At 67.6% G+C, this 23,518-nt stretch carries 22 protein-coding genes; 6 read left to right on the top strand and 16 right to left on the bottom strand.

What is annotated here, in order from left to right; all coding sequences use genetic code 11:
- Positions 1-35 precede the first annotated feature (35 nt).
- From soxB to FZ029_RS26850, 9 genes are all read right to left on the bottom strand, one after another.
- Positions 36-1,760, bottom strand: a complete 1,725-nt coding sequence (gene soxB / locus FZ029_RS26810) for a thiosulfohydrolase SoxB (protein WP_149272721.1) — start codon at positions 1,758-1,760, stop codon at positions 36-38.
- On the bottom strand, positions 1,757-2,437 hold the full coding sequence (gene soxX / locus FZ029_RS26815; RefSeq protein ID WP_149272722.1) for a sulfur oxidation c-type cytochrome SoxX: 681 nt from the start codon (positions 2,435-2,437) through the stop codon (positions 1,757-1,759). The genes soxB and soxX overlap by 4 nt, the downstream gene beginning before the upstream one ends.
- Positions 2,438-2,448: 11 nt before the next feature.
- Positions 2,449-3,264, bottom strand: coding sequence for a sulfur oxidation c-type cytochrome SoxA (soxA, locus tag FZ029_RS26820; RefSeq protein WP_149272723.1), 816 nt, complete (start codon positions 3,262-3,264; stop codon positions 2,449-2,451).
- A gap of 52 nt (positions 3,265-3,316) precedes the next feature.
- Positions 3,317-3,628, bottom strand: a complete 312-nt coding sequence (soxZ, locus tag FZ029_RS26825; RefSeq protein WP_149272724.1) for a thiosulfate oxidation carrier complex protein SoxZ — start codon at positions 3,626-3,628, stop codon at positions 3,317-3,319.
- Between the two features lie 24 nt (positions 3,629-3,652).
- Positions 3,653-4,111: a thiosulfate oxidation carrier protein SoxY gene (gene soxY / locus FZ029_RS26830; RefSeq protein ID WP_149272725.1), complete on the bottom strand. Its 459-nt coding sequence runs from the start codon at positions 4,109-4,111 to the stop codon at positions 3,653-3,655.
- Between the two features lie 24 nt (positions 4,112-4,135).
- A complete protein-coding gene (locus FZ029_RS26835) occupies positions 4,136-5,131 on the bottom strand; it encodes a c-type cytochrome (protein ID WP_211104227.1) in 996 nt (331 codons plus the stop codon).
- Positions 5,132-5,162: 31 nt separating this feature from the next.
- Positions 5,163-6,581 carry a sulfite dehydrogenase gene (gene soxC, locus FZ029_RS26840; protein ID WP_149272727.1) on the bottom strand — a complete coding sequence of 473 codons (1,419 nt, stop codon included), beginning with the start codon at positions 6,579-6,581 and terminating at the stop codon, positions 5,163-5,165.
- A gap of 156 nt (positions 6,582-6,737) precedes the next feature.
- Positions 6,738-7,361: a response regulator gene (locus tag FZ029_RS26845; RefSeq protein ID WP_149272728.1), complete on the bottom strand. Its 624-nt coding sequence runs from the start codon at positions 7,359-7,361 to the stop codon at positions 6,738-6,740.
- Positions 7,358-9,136, bottom strand: coding sequence for a PhnD/SsuA/transferrin family substrate-binding protein (locus FZ029_RS26850; RefSeq protein ID WP_247892517.1), 1,779 nt, complete (start codon positions 9,134-9,136; stop codon positions 7,358-7,360). The genes FZ029_RS26845 and FZ029_RS26850 overlap by 4 nt, the downstream gene beginning before the upstream one ends.
- A 152-nt stretch (positions 9,137-9,288) precedes the next feature.
- Here FZ029_RS26850 and FZ029_RS26855 point away from each other — a divergent pair, with 152 nt between their 5' ends.
- Positions 9,289-12,012, top strand: a complete 2,724-nt coding sequence (locus FZ029_RS26855; protein ID WP_149272729.1) for an HAD-IC family P-type ATPase — start codon at positions 9,289-9,291, stop codon at positions 12,010-12,012.
- 7 nt (positions 12,013-12,019) lie between these two features.
- Here FZ029_RS26855 and FZ029_RS26860 read toward each other — a convergent pair whose 3' ends face one another.
- Complete coding sequence (locus FZ029_RS26860) at positions 12,020-13,915, bottom strand: alpha/beta fold hydrolase (RefSeq protein ID WP_247892518.1); 1,896 nt, start codon at positions 13,913-13,915, stop codon at positions 12,020-12,022.
- A 254-nt stretch (positions 13,916-14,169) separates the two neighbouring features.
- On the opposite strand from FZ029_RS26860, the gene FZ029_RS26865 reads away from it, so the two are divergent.
- Complete coding sequence (locus tag FZ029_RS26865) at positions 14,170-14,418, top strand: hypothetical protein (protein WP_247892519.1); 249 nt, start codon at positions 14,170-14,172, stop codon at positions 14,416-14,418.
- Positions 14,419-14,495: 77 nt separating this feature from the next.
- On the opposite strand, the gene FZ029_RS26870 is transcribed toward FZ029_RS26865, so the two are convergent.
- The 3 genes from FZ029_RS26870 to FZ029_RS26880 form a co-directional block, all read right to left on the bottom strand.
- Complete coding sequence (locus FZ029_RS26870) at positions 14,496-15,053, bottom strand: Hsp20/alpha crystallin family protein (RefSeq protein ID WP_149272731.1); 558 nt, start codon at positions 15,051-15,053, stop codon at positions 14,496-14,498.
- An 84-nt stretch (positions 15,054-15,137) separates the two neighbouring features.
- Positions 15,138-15,965: a trypsin-like peptidase domain-containing protein gene (locus FZ029_RS26875; protein WP_188052062.1), complete on the bottom strand. Its 828-nt coding sequence runs from the start codon at positions 15,963-15,965 to the stop codon at positions 15,138-15,140.
- A gap of 71 nt (positions 15,966-16,036) precedes the next feature.
- Positions 16,037-16,498: a cytochrome c gene (locus tag FZ029_RS26880; protein WP_149272733.1), complete on the bottom strand. Its 462-nt coding sequence runs from the start codon at positions 16,496-16,498 to the stop codon at positions 16,037-16,039.
- 149 nt (positions 16,499-16,647) lie between these two features.
- Between FZ029_RS26880 and FZ029_RS26885 the strand changes: the two genes are divergently transcribed.
- Positions 16,648-17,520, top strand: coding sequence for a universal stress protein (locus FZ029_RS26885; protein ID WP_149272734.1), 873 nt, complete (start codon positions 16,648-16,650; stop codon positions 17,518-17,520).
- A gap of 47 nt (positions 17,521-17,567) precedes the next feature.
- Here FZ029_RS26885 and FZ029_RS26890 read toward each other — a convergent pair whose 3' ends face one another.
- From FZ029_RS26890 to FZ029_RS26900, 3 genes are all read right to left on the bottom strand, one after another.
- Positions 17,568-18,368 carry a Crp/Fnr family transcriptional regulator gene (locus FZ029_RS26890; RefSeq protein ID WP_188052063.1) on the bottom strand — a complete coding sequence of 267 codons (801 nt, stop codon included), beginning with the start codon at positions 18,366-18,368 and terminating at the stop codon, positions 17,568-17,570.
- A gap of 22 nt (positions 18,369-18,390) precedes the next feature.
- Positions 18,391-18,789 (bottom strand): hypothetical protein, encoded by a 399-nt coding sequence (locus FZ029_RS26895; protein WP_149272736.1) that lies wholly within the window; start codon positions 18,787-18,789, stop codon positions 18,391-18,393.
- Between the two features lie 186 nt (positions 18,790-18,975).
- Positions 18,976-19,914: a LysR substrate-binding domain-containing protein gene (locus tag FZ029_RS26900; protein ID WP_149272737.1), complete on the bottom strand. Its 939-nt coding sequence runs from the start codon at positions 19,912-19,914 to the stop codon at positions 18,976-18,978.
- Positions 19,915-20,021: 107 nt separating this feature from the next.
- Between FZ029_RS26900 and FZ029_RS26905 the strand changes: the two genes are divergently transcribed.
- The 3 genes from FZ029_RS26905 (at position 20,022) to FZ029_RS26915 (ending at position 23,296) form a co-directional block, all read left to right on the top strand.
- The gene (locus FZ029_RS26905; protein WP_149272738.1) at positions 20,022-22,061 is read left to right on the top strand and encodes an FAD-dependent oxidoreductase; all 2,040 of its coding nucleotides are present in this window, start codon (positions 20,022-20,024) and stop codon (positions 22,059-22,061) included.
- Positions 22,062-22,214: 153 nt separating this feature from the next.
- Entirely contained in the window at positions 22,215-22,661 is a 447-nt protein-coding gene (gene cynS, locus FZ029_RS26910; RefSeq protein ID WP_149272739.1) for a cyanase, read from the top strand.
- A gap of 188 nt (positions 22,662-22,849) precedes the next feature.
- Positions 22,850-23,296 carry a nuclear transport factor 2 family protein gene (locus tag FZ029_RS26915; RefSeq protein ID WP_149272740.1) on the top strand — a complete coding sequence of 149 codons (447 nt, stop codon included), beginning with the start codon at positions 22,850-22,852 and terminating at the stop codon, positions 23,294-23,296.
- The last annotated feature ends 222 nt before the right edge of the window (positions 23,297-23,518 follow it).

Here is a 23,518-nt window from a genome sequence, read left to right on the forward strand (position 1 = left end):
TCTGAGCCTTTCCGGATTGGAGCTTGCCCACGCCCTCAGGCGTCGAGGCCGGGGTTGCCGTCCACGCCCTTCAGGGTCGGCAGATTCAGCTGCGGCGGGGCCACCGTCTTGCGGGCGCGCAGGTTGCGGGCGACGAGGTCCCAGATCGGCTCGCCGCCGGCCGTCTTCGCCTCTTCCGCCACGGGCGCCCAGCCGGCGACCTTGTAGGTCTTGGACGCCTCCAGCGGCTTGCCGTTCAGCGTCATGTCCTGGATGCGCCGGCCGGCCGGGGCGGCGGGATCGCAGGCGTAGGAAAGTCCGCCGACGCGCACCATGTCGCCGCCCTGCTGGTAATAGGGGTCGGGGTTGAACAGGTTGTCGCAGACATCCTCCAGCACCGTCTTGATCTGCTCGCCGCTCATCTGCGTCAGCGTGACGTAGGGGTAGGTGATGGCGGTCTGGTCCAGCAGGTTTTCCATGGTGATGGGCTGGCCGGGCAGCAGCGTGGTTCCCCAGCGGAAGCCGGGGGAGAAGGCGATCTCGGCATCCTTTTCCGCCATCAGCGCGTCGAGGATCAACTGGTCGAAGCTGCCGTTGAAGTTGCCGCGCCGGTACAGCGTGCCCTCCGTCACCGCCAGCGTCTCGCCCAGCTTGGCCTCGTAGGGCGCGCGGACGCGGGTGATCAGCGCCTCCATCTCCGGGTCGGCGGGCAGCAGGTTGGCGAAGACCGGCATCAGCCGGTACCGGAAGTCGGCGACCCGTCCGCCCGTCACCTGGAGGTCGAGCACGCCCAGGAACTTGCCGTTCGAACCAGCATTGGTGACCAGCGTCCGGCCGCCGGGGTTGGCGACGATGCTGGGCGCCGGCATGCCGTCATGGGTGTGGCCGCCGAGGATGGCGTCGATGCCGCGGACGCGCGACGCCATCTTCAGATCGACGTCCATGCCGTTGTGCGACAGCACGACGACCACCGCGGCACCGGCGGCGCGGGCGGCATCGACCGTCGCCTGCATCTCCTGCTCGCGGATGCCGAACGTCCAGTCGGCCACCATGTAGCGCGGGTTGGCGATCGGCGTGTAGGGGAACGCCTGTCCGATGACCGCCACCGGAACGCCGTTCACGTTCCGCAGGCTGTAGGGCTTGAACACGTCGTCGCCGAAATCGGCGGTCTTGATGTTCTGGGCGACGATCTCGATGTGGCCGGCGAAGTCCTTCTCCGCGATCTCCTTCACACGCTCCTGGCCGTAGGTGCATTCCCAATGCAGCGTCATGATGTCGACGCCCAGCAGCTTGGCGGCCTCCACCATGTCCTGGCCCTGCGTCCACAGCGCGGTGCCCGACCCCTGCCAGGTGTCGCCGCCGTCGAGCAGCAGGGCGCCCGGCCGGTTGGCCCGCACCCGCTTGACCAGCGTCGCCAGATGGGCGAAGCCGCCGACCTTGCCGTACAGCCCGGCCAGCCGTTCGAAGTCCAGGCAGGTGAAGGCATGCGCCTCGCGGCTGCCGGCTTTGAGGTTGAAATGCTCCAGCAGCCGGCCGCCCACCAGATGCGGCGCCCGGCCGGCCATGTCGCCGATGCCGAGATTGACGCTCGGCTCGCGGAAATGGATCGGCTTCAGCTGGGCGTGGCAGTCGGTGATGTGCAGAAGCGAGACGTTGCCGAAGGCCGGCGCGTCATAGACCGCATCGGCCGCCGCTTCGGCGCGGGCCAGACCGGCGCCGGGCAGCAGCAAGCCGGCGGTGTTGGCGGCGGCAAGGACGGTGAGAAACTCGCGGCGGTTCATTGCGCAGGCCCCGATTTGGCCGAATTGGACTTGGCGTTGACGGGAGAGTTCGGGTCGAACAGCAGCGCCATCAGATGCTTGATCTGCGTCTCCCCCAGGATGCCCATATGGCCGGCGCGCGGCATGTTGGAGCAGGCGTTGGCCGATTTGGCGTTGTAGATCTTGGCCCAGGCCGCCTTCATCGTCTCCTCGTCACGGCCGCGCAGCGCGCCGTACTGCAGCAGGCTGGGGCCGATGGTGCCGTAGGAGATCTCGGTCGGGCTGATCTGGTGGCAGTTGTAGCAATTGCCGCCGTTGGGCTCGCCCGCCTTGTCGGTCCAGGTGTTGCCCCGGCCGCTCTGGGCGATCTTCTCGCCCTCCTTCCAGTCGCCCAGCCATTGGCCGTCGGACGGCCATTTCACCGTCGCCAGGTTGGCGGCCTCGATCTGCCGGCGCCGCTCGGCGGCGGCCGGGCTGGCGGCGGCCTCGGGATCGGAGCAGAAGGCCTGCGTCTCGTCCTGGGTCAGGCGGTCGATCTTGGCGATGCCCTTGTCCTTGAAGCTGGCGGCCAGCATGCGGGTGAAGGCGGCATCGTCGGCTCCCGGTCCCCAGGACGGCGCGACCTTGGTCTCGGAAAGGGCTGGGCCGGCCAGCAGCAGGACGGCGAGGAAGGCGGCGTGTTTTGTGAAATGTTTCATGGCGGCCTCCCTCAGCGCTTGATTCCGGGTGTCTTCATCGGCGCGCCGTTGGCGTTGGCGGCCATGTACATCGACAGCGCGATGGTCGCGTCGGAGGTGTAGACCGGTTCGGGGAAACGCTGCTGGCGGAAGCAGTCGTTCAGCCGCCACTGCATCGACCACATCTGGCCGGAGCTGACGCGGTAGGCCGGCCAGCTTCCCCAGCCGGCCGCCGCGCCCTTCGGCCCCGGAATATAGGGCAGATCCTGCAGGCGGATGCGCGTGCCCTCCTGGCCGTGGCAGGTGGCGCAGGAGAAGTCGTAAGGGCCGCCCTGATAATAGAACATCCGCTTGCCCAAATCGTACATCGCCTGTTCCTTGGGATGACTGGGCTTGACGGTGATGGGATCGTCCTTGGACTGGCCGGAGATGTAGGCGGTGAGCGCGATCATCTCCTCCTTCGGCGGGGCGGTGAAGGAGGCCTCAATGTAGGGTTTCGGGTCCTTGCCCTGCAGCGTCTCCACGCAGGTCAGCAGGCGCGATTCCAAATCCTGGACGCGATCGGTGTCGGCGAAATAGCGCGGCAGCCGGGCATAGGCGCCCTTGACCACGCCGGGGCCGAGGCCGAGGTCGCATTTTTCCAGCGAGGCCTTCTTCGGACCGGATGGCGTCTTCCACAGCTCCTCGCCGCTAAGCTCGAACAGCTCGGCGGGGTTGCCGTCCTGCAGGGCCTCGCGGTAGGCCTCGATGCCCTCCTGCGCCGCATCCTTCTGCTGAGCGTAGGCCGCCGTGGCGACCGCCGCCGACACCGCAAGAAACGCCGCAATCCCAACGCTTACGCGGTCCATCTCTCCCCCCTCCCATCCTTGTTCTTGTCGGGCACGCTCCCGCCGCCGCCGCTCAGGTGACGGTGGCCTCGTCGGTGCGGGTGTCGCCCTTGTTGTCGACCCAGGTGACGGAGACCTTGTCGCCCGCCTTGCCGCCCTTGACCTTGAAGGCGAGGTAGGGGTTCTTGGAGATCGACGGACCCCATTGCGCCTGCATCACCGTCTTGCCGTCCAGCTTGGCGGTGACCTCGTTGATGAACCACGCGGGAATGACGGTGCCGCTGGCGTCCTTGCGCTGGCCGGTCTCCATCTCGTGGCTCATCAGCACCTTGATCTCGGTGACGCCGTCCTTGACGGAGGCGCGGATCTTCATCGGATTGCCCATGGTCTTCTCTCCCGTCCTGTCCGTTCAGCCGCCGCAGCCGCCGAGCGTCACCTTGATTTCCTTGGCGGTCGCGTAGAATTTGCCGTCCGCCTTGACCAGCACCATGACGTTGGAGGTCTGCCCCATCTTGATGCGGGCGGTGACCTCGGGGATGGTGTCCGGCCCGATGTCGAAGGCGGCGGCCAGCATGTTGGGGTTCTTTTCCACCAGGATGGCGATCCGTTCGGTCTTGGGCAGCTTGCTGACCGCCTGGACCGGAACCACCGCCCCGTTCTCCGCGATGTCGGAGGCGACGATCTGCACGTCGCCGCTGTCGGCCGGCGCGCCGGCGCCGAGCGCCTTCAGCGCGTCGTCCATCGTCTTGGCGTCGAAAGCGGTCTTGTCCCAGTTGGCGAAGGCCATCCGCGGCACCATGAATCCGGCCGCCGCCAGCGCCCCCAGGAAGGTCAGTACCTGACGCCGTTCCATCGCTGCCTGTGTCATGAGAGATGCTCCTCCTCGGTCTCGTTACTTCTGCGGCGCGCCGGACAGGATCCAGGCGACCAGGGTCTTGGCGTCGTCGATGCTCAGTTCGTCCTGCGGCGGCATCGGCACGGCGCCCCAGGACCCCTCGCCGCCGGCCTTGACCTTGGACACCAGGGCCTCGGCATTGTTCTTGCCGCGATAGCGTGCGGCGATCTCGCTGTAGCTCGGGCCGACGATGCGGGTATCGACCGCGTGGCAGGACAGGCAGCCGGACTTCTCCGCCAGCGCCAGGACAGGGGAGGGCGCTTCCGCCGCCGCCGTGTCGGGACCGGTGCGCTGGCCGCGGACCGGCCCGAAGATGCGGTTCTGCCCGGCGATGTTGCCGTGGGCGCCGCGGGCATGCTCGGGCAACTGCGAGGCCAGCTCGGCCTTCGGCTTGCAGTCGGTCATGCAGACGGCGTTGGCGGTGTCGGGCTTGGCCGTCATGCCGGGGAAGTCAGGGCCGGGCCAGAGGGCATGGGCGGTGGTCATGCCGTTGCGGTTCGGCATCCGCTGCTGCACGTCGCGGATCGTCGCGTCGGTCAGGGTGAAGTCGTCCGGGACGATCTCCGCGAGGTTCAGGAGATAGGCCAGCACGGCATAGACATCGTCGTCGCTCAGCGACTTCGGCGCGTTCCACGGCATGGCGCGGCGGATGTAGTCGTAGAGGGTGGACACGCTGGCGACCTTCATGAAGGTCGTCCGTGCCGGGAAATCGGTGCGCTTCAGCGCCGCGACATGGCCGGTCTTGATGTCCTCGGCGGTGGTGCCGCCGACCAGCGGGTTGAAGACGCTGTTGCTCTCACCGAAGGTGCCGTGGCAGCTGGCGCATTTCTCCTCCCAGATCTCCATGCCGCGCGACACGGTGCCGGAGCCCTTGGGCAGGCCACTGAAGTCGGGGCCGACGTCGATGTCCCAGGCCTTCAACTCCGCCGGGGTAGCCGGGCGGCCGACGGTGGAGGCGCCGTCCGCCAGCGCCGGCACCGTCCATGCGAGCATCGCGCCGAACGCGGACGCCAGGAGGGCCGCTTTACAGGATCTGGACATTGTTCACGTCCCCGCTTTCGGCGACCTGCCAGGTCTGGATCGCGTTGTTGTGGTAGATCGACCGCGTTCCGCGCACCGCGCGCAGCTGGCCGTAGGCGGGCTGGACGAAGCCGGTCTCGTCCATCGCGCGCGACTGCAGCAGAGCCGGCCGGCCGTCCCAGTTCCAGGGCAGGGTGAAGCGGGTCAGACATTTGGACAGGACAGGCGTCTGCAGGGTCGCTTCGGTCCAGTTGATGCCGCCGTCGACCGACACGTCCACCCGCTTGATGGCGCCGCGGCCCGACCAGGCGAGCCCGCTGATGGTGAAAAATCCCTTGTCCAGCAGCTGCTGGCCACCCGACGGGCTGGTGATGACCGACTTGCATTCCTGGATGGAGGTGTATTGCCGGTGCTGGCCGTCGGGCATCAGGTCGATGTAGTGGACCGCCTCGTCCTTGGCGGCATAGGGGCGGTCGCCGACCTCGATCCGGCGCAGCCATTTCACCCAGGAAACGCCCTGCACCCCCGGCACCACGAGCCGAAGCGGATAGCCGTTTTCCGGCCGCAGCATCTCGCCGTTCTGGCCGTAGGCGACCATCACCTCGCCGGACATCACCAGCTCGATCGGGATGGTGCGGGTCATCGACGACCCGTCGCCGCCCTCGGCGAGGATGAATTTGGCGGCCTTCAGGTCGGCGCCGCAATACTCCAGCAGCGTGCGCAGCGGCACGCCGGTGAACTCGCTGCAGGACAGCATGCCATGGGTGTACTGCACGGTGGGGACCGCCACGTTGCCCCACTCCATGCCGGTGTTGGCGCCGCATTCGATGAAGTGCATGCGCGACACCGGCGGCAGGCGCAGGATGTCGTCCATCGTGTAGACCCTGGGCGTCTTCACGAATTCCGGCCGGGAGCCGTTGATCATCAGGCGATGCCGGGTCGGGTCGATGTCCTGCCAGCCCTGGTGATGACGCTCGAAATGCAGGCCGGAGGGCGTGATGATGCCGAACAGCCCCTGCAGCGGCGCGAAGGACACGCTGGCGGCGGCGACCTGGGTCAGGCCGGGGCTTTGCCGGCGCACCAGCCCGCGCTCGTGCTTCGACGGCAGGCCGTAGGGGTTGACCGCCACCGGCTGGCCCAGGCTGCTGCCCCAGGGGGTGGGGTTCAGGATGTCGGGATCGCCGGCCGTGTCAGTTGCTGCGGCGGCTGTACGGCCGCCCAGCGTCGCCGCGGCGGTGGCGCCGGCCGCCGCCAGAAAGCTGGCGCGCAGGAAATCGCGCCGTCCCTTGCCGACCTGCCCGATCTCCTCGGGGGTCAGGAAGTTCTCGGGCGCCCGCCGCAACCGGCCGGACAGTACATCCGCGCCGGGGACGAGCGGATCGGTTCGGGGAGTCGCCTCTCCCGTTGGCCGCAACTTGCTCATGTCCGTCCCATTTCCTTCCGGTTCGCTGCCGGTATCTTTGTCACGCAGATGGTACGTGCAGCGAACAATCGCCGCCATCGGGTCGATTCCGGTGGCGACCAAGGGTAAACCCTTGCTTTTGGAGCGGAGACGCGGCCGGAGTCTCGATTTAATTGATTAAACCCGGTCGCCGGGGGTCAGCGCCAATCGCGCGAGTTCGGCGACGGAGCGGGCGCCCATCTTCTCCATCACCATCTGGCGATGGCCCTCCACCGTCTTGACCGAGATCGACAGCGCCGCCGCGATCTCCTTGTTCTGTCGGCCGTCGAGCACCAGGGCCAGCACCTCGCGCTCGCGGCGGCTCAGCTGGGCCATCCGCGCCTCGACCGCCTCGCGCCCGGCGCTGCGCACCAGCACCTCGCGGCATTTGCGGATGGCGGCGTTGACGGCATCGAGCAGCCCCTGGTCCTTCCAGGGCTTTTCGATGAAGTCCTCGGCCCCGCCCTTCAGCGCGGCGACGGCCAGCGGCACGTCGCCATGGCCGGTGACCATGATGACCGGACGCTTGCACCCCTGTTCCTTGAGGTGGCGCAGCAGTTCGATCCCGCTCATGCCGGGCATGCGGACGTCCAGCAGGACGCAGCCCGGCCGCAGCGGCGGGCGCAGGTGCGGCGAGGCGAGGAAGGCCTCGGCCGACGCGAAGCTCTCGCAGGCGATGCCGACGGACGCCAACAGGTACTGTACCGAACTGCGCATCGCCTCGTCATCGTCCACCACCAGAACCAGGGGGGCGTCGGTCATGTGTTTGTCTCCCGGACGGACGATGGGACGGACGATGATGATACGGCTTCCCCGGCGGCCGGCGGCAGGGTGAAGCGGACGGCCAGCCCGCGCGGCACGCCGGGCACCGCCCAGATGCGGCCGCCATGCCGTTCGACGATGGTGCGGCAGATCGACAGGCCGAGCCCCAGGCCGCCGGGCTTGGTGGTGAAGAAGGGCTCGAACATCCGCCGCCGCGACTCCTCCGGCGCGCCCGGACCGGAATCGCGCACCTCGATCATCACCATCCCGCCGGACAGCGCGGTCCGCAGCACGATGTCGCTGCCGCCAGCAGTCCGCGTCGCCTCCACCGCATTCTGCAACAGGTTCAGCAGCACCTGCTGAAGCTCCACTTTGTCGGCTCTGACCTCGGGCAGCACGTCGGCCGGCTCGGTCACGATGGAGAGCGCCGGGTCCGGAGGCGCGCCGAACAGCGACAGGGTTTCCTCCACCACGGCATTCACCGACAGGGCGGAGCGCTGGGCGTCGCGGCGGCTGACGAAGCCGCGGGTGCGCTGGATGATCGCCGCGGCCCGTTCCGCCTGCTCGGCGACCGACCGCGCCCCGGCGCGCAGCATCCCGAGGTCGGGTGAGGGCGCGTCGAGGATGCGGGTCATGCCGCCGGCGAAATTGCCGATGGCCGCCAGCGGCTGGTTCAGTTCATGGGCGATGTTGCTGGCCATCTCCCCGACGATGCCGAGGCGGGAGAGCTGGTCGCGCTCCTCGCGCAGGCGCAGCGCGGTGGCTTCCGCGCGCTCGCGCTCGGCGATCTCGCGTTCCAGTTCGGCGGTGCGGCGGCGGACCAGAACCTCGACGCGGGCGGCATGGACCACCCACCACAGCGCCGCCGCCGCCGCGATCACCAGCCAGTGCCAGTTCTCGCTGAGAACCTCCTCCAGCGTCGGCGGGGTCTTCGGATAGGGGCCGATGTGCAGGGTGCGGAACAGCTCATGCACCGACGTGTAGTCGAGCGAGGCGGTCCAGGTCGGGCCGTCGGTTTCCGGCATGGTCAGCAGCGCCGCGGCGACGCGCCGGGCCAGATCGCGCGGGGTATGCGCCAACCGGGCGAAGGGCCAGTCGGGATAAAGCCGCGACGACACCCGGCAGGGCAGTTCGCCGGGCGGCTTTTCGCCGACCACCACGAATTCGTCCGGGGCGACGCGCCCCTGCGCCGTCATCTCCTCAAGCAGGCAGGCGCGCAGCACGCCGGCGTCGGCGCTGCCGCCGCGCACCGCGTCCACCACCCCTTCCATCGGAAAGCCCACCGTCGTCAGCTCCGCCAGATCGGTGAAGGGGCGGACGCCGGCCTCCTCCATCTCGCGCCACGCGATCTGGAAGCCGCCGAAGGCGTCCGTCGACACCACCGCCAGCCGCTTTTTCTTCAGGTCGGCCAGCGTGCCGATCCCGGCCCGGTCGGCACGGCGGATGACGGTCGATCCCACCGCGGCCATGGGAGCATCCGGTGTCCCGGACTCCAGCGTCGCGATGCGCGTCACCGCGAAGCGCGCCTCCAGCGTGACGTAGCTGCCGGGGTTGGTGATGACGAAATCGACCTGCCGGTCGGCGACGGCCAGCACCATGCCGGCAAGGTCGAGCGGCAGCATGACGAAGCGGCGGTCGGGAATCGCGCGCTCCAGATAGGCCAGTGTCGGCTCCCAGTCGTGGGCCGCCCGCTCCGATCCGCGGTAGGCGAGCACGCCGACGCGCACGGTCTCCGCCGCCGGCTCGGCCCTTGCGGTCGCCGCGGAAATCAGCACGACGCATGAAACTATCAGTACCTTCCACATAATCGCCAGCATAGCCCGAAGGATTGCGGGCGGGCTATGGCATCCTGTCGCCGGCGCGACCATCGGTCCCACTTCTCCGCGCCTTCGGAGCACCAATCTGTAAGGCCCGGGAGTAACGGATCATGGCACATCTGGCAGAGACACGCACAAGCAGCCCGTCGCCGGCCGACGTCCCGTGGCACGCGCTGGAGGCGTCTGCCGTCGCCGGGCAGCTCGACAGTCCGGCCGACGGGCTCAGCAGCGGGGAGGCGGCGGCGCGGCTGCGGCGCTTCGGCCCCAACCGCCTGACCCCGCCGAAGCGGCGGCCGGCATGGCTGCGCTTCCTGGCGCAGTTCCACAACCTGCTGATCTATGTGCTGCTGGCGTCGGGCACGGTGGCGCTGCTGCTGCGCCATTGGACGGATGCCGGCGTGATCTTCGGCGTCGTGCTGGTCAACGCGCTGATCGGCTATATCCAGGAGGACAAGGCCGAGCAGGCGCTGGAGGCGATCCGCAACCTGCTGTCGCTCCACGCGGTGGTGCTGCGCGACGGCCATGCCGTGACCCTGGCGGCGGATGAGTTGGTGCCCGGCGACCGCGTGTTCCTGGTCTCCGGCGACCGCGTGCCGGCCGACCTGCGGCTCGACCGCACCAAAGGGCTGCTGGTGCAGGAGGCGGCGCTGACCGGCGAATCGGTTCCCACCGTCAAGTCCGCCGCCGCCGTCGCCGCCGATGCGGCGCTGGGCGACCGTAGCGGCATGGCCTATGCCGGCACGATGGTGGTCCAGGGCCAGGGCACCGGCACCGTGGTGGCGACCGGCGACGCGACGGAGGTCGGACGCATCGGCCATCTGCTGGCCTCCGTGTCGTCGGTGGCGACGCCGCTGCTGGTGTCGATGGCGCGGTTCGGGCGCTGGCTGACCGGCGGCATCCTTCTGCTGGCGGCGGTCACCGTCGCCTACGGCCGGCTGGTCTGGGATGAACCATGGCAGGACATGATCCTGACCGCGGTCGGGCTGGCGGTGGCGGCGATTCCGGAAGGGCTGCCGGCGGTGATGACCATCACCATGGCGGTGGGCGTGACCCGCATGGCCCGCCGCAACGCCATCATCCGCCATCTGCCGGCGGTGGAGATGCTGGGCTCCGTCCGCACCATCTGCACCGACAAGACCGGCACCCTGACGCGCAACGAACTGCTGGTGACCGACGTCGTCACCGCCGACGCGACCTATCGGGTCGGCGGCAGCGGCTATGCCCCGGAGGGGGAGATCCGCCGCGACGGCCGGCTGTCCGACCCGTCCGGGGAGCCGCTGCTGCTCGATCTGGCGCGCGCGGCGCTGCTGTGCAACGACGCCGCCCTGCACCGCGATCCAGGCGGCGAGTGGCAGCTGGCCGGCGACCCGACCGACGGCGCGCTGCTGGCCCTGGCGATGAAGGCGGGGCTGGACCCGGCGGTCGAGGCCCGGCGCACCCCGCGCCGCGACGCCCTGCCCTTCGAATCCGAACGCCAGTACATGGCGACCCTGCATCACGACCATGCCGGCCACGGCATCCTGGTGGTGAAGGGCGCGCCGGAACGGGTGCTGGCGCTCTGCGAGCGGGAGAGGCACGGGGCGGAGACCGCACCGCTGGACCGGGGCCGCTGGAGCGCCCTGACCGCCGAACTGGCCGGGCAGGGGCAGCGGGTGCTGGCGCTGGCGATGCGCCGCACCCCCATCGACCTGTCCGAACTGAATGCCGAGGATTTGCGGGAGGAGGGGCTGGAACTGCTCGGCCTCTGCGGCCTGATCGATCCACCGCGGGAGGAGGCGCTGGTAGCGGTCGCCGCCTGTCGGCAGGCCGGCATCACGGTGAAGATGATCACCGGCGACCATGCCGGCACCGCCGCCGCCATCGGGCGGCGGTTCGGCCTGCCCGACGGGGTAGTCAGCGGGCCGGAACTGGACCGGCTGGACGAGTCCGGATTCGCCGCCGCCGCACAGGCCAACAGCGTCTTCGCCCGCACCACGCCGGAACACAAGCTGCGGCTGATCGCGGCGCTGCAGGCGGCGGGCGACACCGTCGCCATGACCGGCGACGGCGTCAACGACGCCCCGGCGCTGAAGCGGGCCGACATCGGCGTCGCCATGGGCCGCAACGGCACCGAGGCGGCGAAGGAGGTGGCGGCGATGGTGCTGGCCGACGACAACTTCGCCTCCATCGTCCATGCGGTGGAGGAGGGGAGGACCGTCTACGACAATCTGCGCAAGACGATCCTGTTCATGCTGCCGACCAACGGCGCCCAGGCGGTGGTGATCCTGCTGGCGGTGCTGTCGGGCAGCATCCTGCCGATCACGCCGGTGCAGATCCTGTGGGTCAACATGGTCACCGCCGTGACGCTGGGTCTCGCGCTGGCCTTCGAGGCGCCGGAGCCCGGCGTCATGGCCCGTCCGCCGCGCCCGCGCGACGAACCGATCCTGGTCGGCCGGCTGGTGTGGCGGATGGTGGTGGTGCTGATGCTGCTGGTGGCGGCCAGCTTCGGCTTCTTCCATTACCACCGGATGCAGGGCGACGGGATCGAGATGGCGCGGACGATCGCCGTCAACTCCCTGGTGGTGGGGGAGATCTTCTTCCTGCTCAGCGCCCGCGGGCTGCGCGGTGAAGCGGGGGGCCGGCTGGGGCTGCTGTCCGGTCTGGCCGGCAGCCGGCCGGTCTGGCTGTCCATCGTCCTGATGATCGTGCTGCAACTGGCCTTCACCTATGCGCCCCCGCTGCAGGCCCTGTTCGGCACCGCCGCCGTCGGCGTCACCGCCTGGGTGGCGATGATCGCCGTCGGCGCCGGGTTGTTTGTCCTGATGGAACTGGAGAAGCGGCTGCCGGCAGGGTGAGCCCGCCTCACCGTTCCAGAACATACTGTCCCGGCGCCGGGCAGAGCGGCCCGAGGCCGCGCTTCGCTGATCCGATCGCGCGCGCCGCCACCGGCTCCGCGTCCGATTGCCGATCCAGCCAGTCCGCCCAGGGGCGCCACCACGACCCGGTTGCGGCAGGCGTCGATTCCAGCCACAGGTCGGGGTCGACATAGCGGTCGTCGGGTCCGCGCTCGCTCATGCGGTACTGGCGGTCGGGACGGTCGGGACCGGCGACGATGCCGGCATTGTGGCCGCCATCGGTCAGCAGGAAGGTGATGGTCGTATCGCTCTGCAGGTTGATCTTGTAGACCGACCGCCAGGGCGCCACATGGTCGCGCCGCGTTCCGACGGCGAAGATCGGCGCCCGGATGTCGGACAGGGCGACCGGGCGGCCCTCCACCTTGTATCGTCCTTCCGACAGGTCGTTTCCCAGCAGAAGCTGGTGCATGTATTCCGAATGCATCCGGTAGGGCAGCCGCGTTCCATCGGCATTCCAGGCCATCAGGTCGGTCACCTCGGGCCGCCGGCCGCGCAGATATTGTTGGACGACCTGCGACCAGATCAGATCGTTCGAGCGCAGCATCTGGAAGGCGCCGGCCATCTGCGTGGTGTCGAGGTATCCCGCCTCCCACATGATGTCCTCCAGGTAGGCAACCTGGCTTTCGTTGATGAAGAGCATCAGTTCGCCGGCCTCGGTGAAGTCGGTCTGGGCCGCCAGCAGGGTCATCGTCTTCAGCCGCCGGTCCCCGTCGCGGGCCATCGCGGCAGCGGCGACCGTCAGCAGCGTGCCGCCCAGGCAATAGCCGCAGGCGTGCACGGGCGGTGGCGGCCCGTCTTCCGTGCCGCAGATCGCGCCGATGGCGTCGAGCGCCGCCATCACCCCCAGCCGCCGGTATTCGTCGAGGCCGTAGTCGCGCATCTCCGGCCCCGGATTGCGCCAGGAGATGGCGAACACCGTGAACCCGCGGCCGACCAGATAACGGATCAGGGAGTTTTCGGGCGACAGGTCGAGGATATAGTATTTCATGATCCAGGCCGGCACGATCAGCACCGGTTCGGCATGGACCGAGCCGGTGGATGGCGCGTACTGGATCAACTCGATCAGTTCATTGCGGAAGACGACGCTGCCCGGCGTCACCGCCACGTCGCGGCCGACCTGGAACGCGTCGAAGCCCTTCGCCTGCTGCCCGGTCATCAGACGCAGGGCGTCCTCCGCCCAGTTGGCCATGCCGAAGGCGAAGTTCATACCGCCGGTGGCGACGACCGTGCGCAGGGTTTCGGGATTGGTGAAGGGGTTGTTGGACGGCGCCGCCATGTCGAGAAGCTGACGGGCGACGAACGGCACGATGCGGGCGTTGGCCTGCGACAGGCCGGGAACACCGGTGGTCGCGTTGTGCACCCACTGCTGCGCCAGCAGGAAGGACTGGGCATAGAGCGCGTAGGGAAACTGCCGCCAGTCGGGATGGGCGAAGCGGCGGTCGCCCGGCAGCGGCTCGATGCAGGGCGGGGTGTCGCGGTCGATGGCGGCCGCGCCGGCATAGACCATCAGCCGCACCAGCTTGCGCATGGCCTTGTCGGCCAGCACGGCCTGTTTGCCCGGCGCATTGCCCAGATGCATCGCCCAGTCGGCGAAGGCCAGTGTCACGGCCGCCGGCGAGATCGACAGGGTGAAACGCCCCTGCCACGCATGCACCAGCCGGTCGATGATCTCGCCGCTGAAGGGCAGGTAGGGAAATCCATAGGCCGGGCTGCGCATCGCTGTTCCGGGTTGGGGGGCCGGAATATTCGTTGGAACGGCCGCAGCGGGCGCGGCATCGGAAGGGCCGGGGGCGGACAGGCTGGGGGCGACAGGCCGTTCGGCTTTCAGTTGGGCCATCGGCATGGCTCTTCTCCTTGGCTTTGCAACCGTCTTTGCAACGGTGTCACCCATCCCAGCAGCTTGAGGAGAGCCTGGCCTTAACGTCGGTTAAGGTCGGCTTCGGAAAGCCATGGCTGAATGGCGTCATTCTCCCGACACGGCTGCACGGATGCCGTTCAGGGAGGCCGGCAATGGAATGCGAACCGCCATTGACGAACTTCAAAACCGCTGAAATGGGGAGACGTGCCATGGTAATCACCTTCGAAGATTGTGTCGGCATGAGCGGACTGACGAAGGAGGAGATCGACGCAATCGCCACGCACGAGCATCTGCCGGAGATCGTCGCCTCCGAACTGGGCAGCTATCTGGTCGCGACCGAAGCAGGGCAGGGCGAAATCCGCCGCATGATCGAGGACGACATCGCCGAGGCGAAAGCGCACGGCCAGCATGAACGGACTGTGCTGCTGAAACTCGTCCTGTGCCATTTCCTGCAGGAACATGCGGCGGCCCGCACCGTCAATCCCTGACGGACGGGATCGCCGGCGGCCGGCCTGACCGTCGGCGATCCCAACTTTTCAGCAGCCTTTTCAGCGGCGCCGGGAACTCAGACCTTGGCGATCTCGATGGTGCGCCTGGTCGGCTTGCTCGGCTCGCTCTTCGGCAGCACGATGGTGAGCACGCCGTTCTTCATGCTGGCCGTGATCGCGTCCGCCTTCACGTTGGCCGGCAGCCGGAAGGTGCGGGCGCACAGTCCATAGCGGCGCTCCGAGAAATAACGGTTCTTGTCCTTTTCTTCCGTCTCCTCCTTCTTCTCGGCCTTGACGGTCAGGATATCGTCCTGGATGGAAACCTCGGCGTCCTTCTCGTCCATGCCGGGGATTTCCAGGGTGACGCGGTACTCGGTCTCCCGTTCATCCACTTCCGCCGGGGGCACGATCGCCTCCAGATCGGCGTCGCCCCGCAAAAGCGGCTCCAGGCCGAATGCGGGGCGGCGGCCCCATGGGAAGCGGAACATGGACGACGCCTCGTCGAACAGGCGGTCGAATTCGTCGCGCAGGGCGAAAAGCGGGTGGCGATTGCGCTCCGCCACTTCCCCGGCCGCCAGGCCGGTGGTCTTGAGTTCCTTCGGCTTTTCGCCGGTGCCCGTTTCAGTCATGGTCATGGCATCCTCCTGGATTATCCTTGGGATTACCCTTGTGACGCGATGGTTTTTAGCACCCGGCGGGGCCGGCCGACTTTATCTGGATTAAGGCCGGCCGTTGTTTCGCCCAAGAAGGCGGTCGACGCTGCGATTGGCCCGGGCGATCGGGATGGCGAAGCCGATGCCGCTGTTGCTGACGAACGATCCGATCAGACTGTCGTTGATTCCGACCAGCTCTCCCTTGAGATTCACGAGGGCTCCGCCCGAGTTGCCGGGATTGATCGAGGCGTCAGTCTGGATGAAGGAACCGTCTGGCTCGGTCGGGTTGCGCGCGCCCAGCCCGCTGACGATCCCCAGCGTCGCGGTTTGGGCAAGGCCGAACGGGTTGCCGATCGCCACGACGTAATCGCCTACGCGCAGATTGTCGGAATTTCCCAGAGGCACCGCCACGAGACCGCGCGCCTCGACCCGGATCACCGCGATGTCTCCGGCCGAGTCGGTGCCGACGATGCGGCCGGGAAGAGTCCGTGCGTCCGCCAGCGTGACGGTGATGTCGTCCGCGCCGTCGACGAGGTGGCTGGTGGTGAGGATGGTGCCCGTGGGCGCGTCGAGGACGATTCCGGACCCTTGGACGAGGAACCGGCCCTCCTCCGGCCGCATGCGCTTCGGCAGGCCGAGCATGGCGCGGAATTCCGGGTCGCGGATCAGGGCCATCTCCTCGGCGGAGAACTCGCCGCTCGCCGCGATGCTGACCACCCCCGGCAGCACCCGCTCCAGCATGGGGGCGAGCGTGGGCATGGTACCCGGCAGCATGGCATTCGGCGGTTCTACGGCCCCGTTCAGGGCGCAGGCGCCGACGCTCGCCAGCACTGCCGATCGGATCGCCGTGCGTCGCAGCAGATCGACGATCCGCTTTCCGGTCTGTCGGGACATGCGCTGCGCCCCCGCCTGATATCGCCGCAACAGTTGGCCGGCGCGGGACGCGCGCCGGCGAGGGGAACCGGTCATTTGCCCTGTATGGTTTGGATGTAGTAGACCAGTTCCAGGATCTTTCCGCGGACGACCTGTTCCGACCCCCAGGGCCAGAAGTCCTGCACCGACTCGGTCCTGAACGCCGACCCCCAGACCGGCATCTCCCGCGGGCCATGCGCCCCGACCGCCTCGCGCCCGTCGATCATCCCGTAGAGATAATCGAGCGGGAAGACACCCTTGTTGCGCTCGCGGATGGTGGTCAGATCAGCCGGTTTCCTGGTGAGGTAATCGGCATAGGGGCCGTCGCCATGACCGGAGCGGCCGTGACACACCGCGCAGTTGGCGAAGTAGGAGGATTGGCCGATCGGCTCGCCGGCCTTCTCGCTTGTCTTTTCGGATCGCGATTGCGCAAGTGCCGGCGAGCACAGCGCAGCAATTCCCATCGCCGCGACGATCCGGGCGAAGAGCCGCCCGCCGGACAGGGTAGGGTGCATGGTGCCCTCCATCGTTGATGTCGGGACACAATGGCGGAAGGCGGAGCGTGGGGCCTTAACCGGGATTAATGCCGGGCCGATGAGAAAGTCCGATCCTCGCCTTGGGACCGTCGGGAACGCCTCGGTCCCGTCAGCCGGAGGGATGGACCATGTACCGCAAGATTCTTGTTCCGCTGTCCAACGCGGCCGGCAGCATGGACGCCGCGCTCGATGCGGCTATCTGCATCGGACGCATCTTCGGTTCCCGGGTCGAGGTGCTTTACGCACGCCCCAGCCCGGAAAATCTGATCCTGGTGCTCGGAAGGGGCTTTGCCGGCACGATGCTGGAAAACGCCCTGCGCGAGGTCCAGGCGAAGATCGCGCGGGATTGCGAGGCGGCACACGAGCGGATGCAAGAACATCTCCGCCAAGCCGGTCCCTCCCGGGATGAATTCGCGGCGGCCGGCCGGGATCCGGAGATGGTCTGGCGTGTGGTCGAGGGACCGGCCGAGAAGACAATCGCGATGGAAGGCCGCTTCGCGGACCTCATCCTGTTCGCCAAGCCCAAGCATGATGGCGTGACCGACAGCGTTTGGCGGTCGATGTTCGATGCCGCTTTGTTCGGAACGGCCCGACCGGTGATCCTGACTCCCTTCTCGGCCGTGGGGCCCATCGGGTCGAGGGTCATGATCGCGTGGAACGGGAGCCCTCAGGCGACGAGAGCCATGGTGGCCGCACTGCCCCTGCTGCGCCATGCGCAGGATGTCCTCATCGGAACTTTCGGGTTGGGGGACGACATTCACGCCGATGTGGAACGGTTGCAGGACTATCTGCTGATGCAGGGGGTCGAGGCCAAAGCCGAACATCTGCCGGCAAGCCTGCGTGAGACCGGCAGCGTCCTGCTTGCCATGGCGGCCCAATTCGGTGCGGACCTGCTCGTCATGGGCGGGCACGGCCGCAACCGCTTGCGGCAGTGGACGTTGGGAAGCACCACATCACACGTGGTGGGGCTCGCCACCATACCGGTGCTGATGGTGCATTGAGGCATGGTTGCGCCCGTCCGATGGATGATGATCTTCGGATTCGGGTGTCATTGAATCTGGGGGGATGCGTTGCGCCAGACGCCCTCGCGCCAGCTGTCCGGCTCCAGCGTCGGAGACGGCGGGAGCAATGAGGGGCAGGGGACCGGCGCCGCGGTCATTTCCGCCAGATCGGCCAAGCGCGGCCAGTTCATCACACGCAGGCGCCCCTTGGCGAACGACAGCAGTCCGGCGGCCCGCATCTCCTTCAAGGTCCGGCAGACGTGAACCGAGGTCAGGCCGGTCGCGTCGGCGATCACCGTCTGGCTGATCGGGAGCGCGAACTCTTCCACGCCGGCGCCGGTCTCCCGGATCTGGCGTTGGCACAGCGCGACGAGGAGGCGGGCGATCCGCTCGGTCGCGGTGCAGGTGCCGAGCCCACCCAGCAGACGCCAGTCCGAAATCGTCTCCGCCGCCAGAAGCGACCATATCCGCAACATCAGTTCCGGTGCGGTCTGGCAGAGCCGCATCAGCGACTGGCGCGGGATCGGACAGGCGGTGAGGTCGGTCAGCGCCTCCACCGTGCAGGGCATGCAGCCATCGGTGGTCGTCTCGAACCCGACCATGCTTCCGGGCATCGCGAAACGAAGCACTTGGCGACGCCCGTTCTCATGAAAGACGGACGCCGCTGCCCAGCCCCGGCGAATGATGAACACCATGTCGCTGCTGTCCCCTTCGGCGAAGACGCAGCCGCCCGCAGGCACATGCCAGAGCGGGTGCTTGATGGCGCCCAGCGCCTGGAGTTGCGCGTCGGAGGCGCTTGCGCAAAGCCCGTCGCGTCGAACCGGGCAGGATTGGCATTCGGGCCGCATGGGACGCCTTTCTCGCATGTGCCTAATGTCTCGGCTCGTTCCGGTTCGTCGGGCGCAGATCGGGACGCAGTTGGGGGAGCAGTTGGGCCTGCGCCAGCGAGTCGATCAGGGCGGAAACGATGATGTGGCTGCCGGCGGGACCTTCCGCCGCTTCCTGGGCCGCATCCAGGTGTCCGTCGAGACGACAGGCCACGGTCAGCTTGACCGCGACACCGAGCGGGGTTTGCGCGGGGGTGCTGATGAGCGAGCGCAGCAACCACTTCCGCCGGGCTGTTTCCCCGCCTTCGGATTCCCGGTAGCGTTCGTGCAGCAGCAGGAGTGCGTGATCTCTGTGCGAACCTGTTGCAAGAGCTGCAACAACAAAACTCAGGAGTTCGGCATATAGCGCTTCGTTTTTCGGAAAGCCATGCGATGACGACATGGTCGTCTCCACGGAACTGTCACAGAGTGACGGGTGCGACGTGACAATATATTAGGAAACGGAAATTTGCGCTCTTGCAAGTTTCGGTGATTTGATATGGATCAAGTGTTCGAAAACCCATACCAAAGAGCCGCCGGCCTACTCAACTCGACAGAGTTTTTGGATTCCTGGTGCGAAATTTCGGGGTTACCGATCAACCGGTGGGACGGAGAGGTGCCGGTCGTCGAGGCGCGCCAGATCGTCGCGCATCACCGCGATCAGCCAGTCACAGATCGCAGGCACGACGGGTTGCAGCGGACGGGCCTTCGGCGCGATGAGCGAATGCCAGCGCCCGGTGTGTATCTCGCTCGCGCAGGCGCGCACCAGAAGACCCTCGCGAAGCGCGCGGGAGACGACGCTCACCCAGCCAAGCGCGATCCCCTCGCCATTCTGCGCCGCCTGCAGCGCGACCGAGTAATCCGAGAAGACGTCCCAGGTCCCGATGCCCTCCAGGCGTTCGCGCGGGTTCAGAAGCCGGGTCCAGTGCGCCTTGTGTTCGTCGTTCAGGTTCAGAAAGACATGGCGCTGCGGTTCGGCATCCAAGGGACCACGCTCGGCCAGATAGGCGGGGCTGCAGACCGGCATGATGATTTCCGGCGCGAAGGGCCAGATGTGATAGCGCGGGTCGTCGGCCTCCACGACGCGGGTGGCGATGTCCACGTCGGAGGGGGGCTGGCCCAGCATTCCCTGCACCAGATCCAGCCGCAGTTCGACAGCCGGGAACTCCGCCTTGAAGGCGCGCAGCCGCGGCACCAGCCAGTGGGTGGCGAATGAACTGGAAAAGGAAAGGGTGATCCGCGTTTTCGCCGCCCGCCGCCGCACGGCATCGACCGTCCGATCGATCGCCGCAAGACTGTCGCGCATGGTGCGGAAAATCTCGTCGCCCTCGGCGGTCAGGGTGATGCCGGTCGGGGTGCGCTGGAACAGCCGCAGGCCCAGACGTTCCTCCAACTGCGCGATGCTGCGGCTGATGGACGGCTGGGTCACGTTGAATTCCCGCGCCGCAGCCGAAAAGCTGCCCGTCCGGGCGGCTGCCTCGAAGATGAACAGGGTCCGGGCAAGGGGGGCGATGCTGCGCAGGGCCATACGCTCAGCGTATACCCCTTGCAGGTTTTATCAAGCTTCCTGCCTGTGCGCCGCGGGCACATCCTTGGCCGATGCCCGTGCGGGCACGCGAAGGAGAATCCAAAGCGATGCAGAATCCACCCCCGCCCGGTTCCCGGACCTCAGATCCGCTGCTGTCGCCGTTCCGGCTGGGTGGGCTGCTGCTGCGCAACCGCGTCATCAGCACCAGCCACGCCTCGATGCTGGATGTGGGCGGCATGCCGACCGAGCGCTACCAGCGCTACCACGAGGAAAAGGCCAAGGGCGGCATCGCGATGACGATGATCGGCGGCTCCGCCATGACCTCGCGCGATTCAAGTTGGGGTGGCGGGCAGCTCGATCTGTCGGGCGATGCCATCCTGCCGCATCTCGAGGCGATGGCGCGGCGCATCCATGGCCATGGCGCGGCGATCATGTGCCAGGTGTCGCATCTGGGGCGCCGGGCGACCGCGCTCGGCGGCGGCTGGCTGCCGGCGATTGCGCCGTCGCGCGTGCGCGAGACGCGGACCCGCAGCTTTCCCAAGGAGATGGACCGCGCCGACATCGACCGCGTCGTCGCCGATTATGCCGCCGCCGCAAGGCGCTGCCGGCAGGCGGGGCTGGACGGGGTGGAAACGCTGACCGGCGGGCATCTGATGGGCCAGTTCCTGTCGCCCCGCACCAACCTGCGCAGCGATGGCTTCGGCGGTTCGACCGCGAATCGCGCCCGTTTCGTGCTGATGGTGCATGAGGCGATGCGCGAGGCCGCCGGTCCGGATTTCGTCATCGGCATTCGCTACGTCATCGACGAGGGGGGCGAGGACGGGCTGCACAGGGACGAAAGCCTTGAAATCGCCCACATGCTGCAGCGTGAAGGCCATATCGACTTCTTCAACTGCATCTATGGCCGGATGGACAGCGATCTGCTGCTGACCGAACACAACATGCCCGGCATGTTCCAGCGGAGCGCGCCGTTCCTGGCCGAGGTCCGGCGTTTCCGTGCCGAGGTCAGCCTGCCCGTCATGCATGCGGCGGGAATCCGCGACGTGGCGACGGCGCGCCATGTCCTGCGCGAAGGCATCGCCGATCTGGTCGGCATGACGCGGGCGCACATCGCCGATCCCCATCTGGTCGCCAAGATCCAACGCGGCGAGGAGGAACGCATCCGGCCCTGCGTCGGGGCATCCTATTGCCTGTATCGCAAGGCCCATTGCATCCACAACCCCGCCACGACCCGCGAAACCACGCTGGGCCATCAGATCACGCCCGCCGAGACGCCGCGCCGCGCGGTGGTGGTCGGCGGCGGTCCCGCGGGGATGGAGGCCGCCCGCGTGCTGGCCGAACGCGGCCACCGCGTCACCCTGTTCGAGGCGGGAAGCCGGCTGGGCGGGCAGGTCCTGATCGCGGCCGGCGCCGAAGGACGGCAGGATCTCCTGGGCATCACCGAATGGCGCCGGGGCGAGCTTGAACGGCTGGCGGTGGACATTCGCCTGAACGTCTTTGCCGAAGCTGCCGACGTTGCCGCCGAAAGCCCGGACATCGTCGTCGTCGCCACTGGCGGCGTTCCCGACCTCGACTGGCTGGACGGCGGCGAACACTGCGCCAGCGTCTGGGACATGCTGTCCGGCCATGTCCCGGCGCAGGACGATGTGCTGATCTATGACGGAACCGGCAGGCAGGCGGCGCCGTCCTGCGCGCTGAAGCTGGCGGCGGCGGGAAAGACGGTGACCTTCGTCACGCCCGATGCCGCCGCAGCGGTCGAGATGCCGTATCAGGACACCTCCAGCTTCCGCAAAAGGCTCTACCAGAGGGGAATCACGCCGCTGGTCGATCACCGCCTGATCCGGGTGCGCCGCGACGGCAACCGTCTGGCCGCCATCCTGCGCAACGAAATGACCGATGAGGAGCGTGTGATCGTCACCGACCAGATCGTGGTCGAACACGGCACGCTGCCGATGGACGGGCTGTTCAACGATCTGCGCGCCGGCTCCCTGAATGACGGTATCACCGACATCGACCGGCTGCTGGCGGGGCAGCCTCAGGAGTTGCGGCCCGGTCGCTTCGCCTTGCATCGCATCGGCGATGCCGTGGCCAGCCGCGATCTGCACGCCTCGATCCTCGATGCCTACCGTTTGTGCATCCAGCTTTGACGACAGCGGGGCAGCCTGATCGGTTCACGGGCAGTGCGGACACCACCGGGACGACCGAAGCGCTGACGTCCGGTCATGGCCGGGACTGGTACAGGCGTTGCAGTGCCTGCGTGCCTTCATCCCGCCTTTTCCACGTCACCACAGGAGCACCCCATGAAGCGCGAAGACGTCACTGAAAAGGTCCTCAGCAAGAAGCGGCTGGCGCGGTTGACCTGGGCGGAGGTCGCCGAGCGCATCGGCGGCGCCTCGCCCGTGCTGATCACCGCGGCGCTGATGGGGCAGATGCCGCTGAACGCGGAGCAGGCCGCCGTGGCCGCAGAGCTGTTCGATCTGGACGAGGAGGAGACGCTGATTCTCCAGGAAATCCCCTACCGCGGTTCGCTGCCCACCGCCGTGCCGACCGATCCGCTGATCTACCGCTTCTACGAGCTGGTATCGGTCTATGGCACCACCTGGAAGGAGCTGATCCAGGAGGAGTTCGGCGACGGCATCATGAGCGCCATCGACTTCGAAATGGACATGGAGCGGGAGCCGGACCCCAAGGGCGACCGTGTCAAGATCACCATGTCCGGCAAGTTCCTGTCCTACAAGCGCTTCTGAGCCCGGACCGGTGTCCGCCGTCCGTTCCTGTTCGTGTCAGACCGCGGGTTGTGTACGGACGGACGGGCGCCGGCATCCTTCGGGGCACGCCGACTGCCTGCTTGTCCGGGCCGAAAGGTGGCGTAGGATCCGCTTCCGGTCTCCTGAATACGGCGTCGACAGGCGCCGGGCAGGGCAGGGAGGACATCATGGCGCAAGCGGATCTGGCGTGGCTGCGGACCCTATACCAGCGTTATGGGGCCGGCGATGTGCAGGCGGTTTTCGATCACCTGTCTCCCGATGTCGAATGGATTTCCAACCGGGAATCGCCCGTGTTCGCTCCCATGTCCGGGACATTCCGGGGGGCGGAGGGCGTCCGCCGCTATTTCGATGGGCTGATCCGGGATTGGAGCATCGATCGCCACGACATGCTGGACATCACGGTCGAGGGCGACGATGTCCGGGTGACGAATCTGGTCGGCGCCACCTACCGCAAGACCGGCAAGCGGATCGAAACGGTGACCCACCACCATTTGCGAGTGAACAACGGTCGCATCGAGCGATTTGAAGAACGGTTCGACGATGCCGTCGTCGCCTTGGGATGCGAAGCGGATTGCGGTGGGGAGGCGGGAGCCGCCGCCAGGCTCCCGGGTTGAGGCCGACGTTCGTCGCGCCGACCGATGGCTGGCTATGGCATTCGAACAATTCCAGGCATTGCTAAGTCTCTGGAACGAAAAGAACTTTTCGTCATTCCCGCGCAGGCGGGGATCCAGGAAACTGTGCAGTTCAGCGGCTGAGGTGGCTGGATTCCCGCCTTCGCGCACTGCTGTCCGGGATTTTCAGGGCTCGGCCAGTTTGAGGCTGAGTTGGCGGTCTGG

The organism is Azospirillum sp. Sh1, from assembly GCF_008365135.1.
In the GTDB taxonomy this organism is placed as follows: domain Bacteria; phylum Pseudomonadota; class Alphaproteobacteria; order Azospirillales; family Azospirillaceae; genus Azospirillum; species Azospirillum oryzae.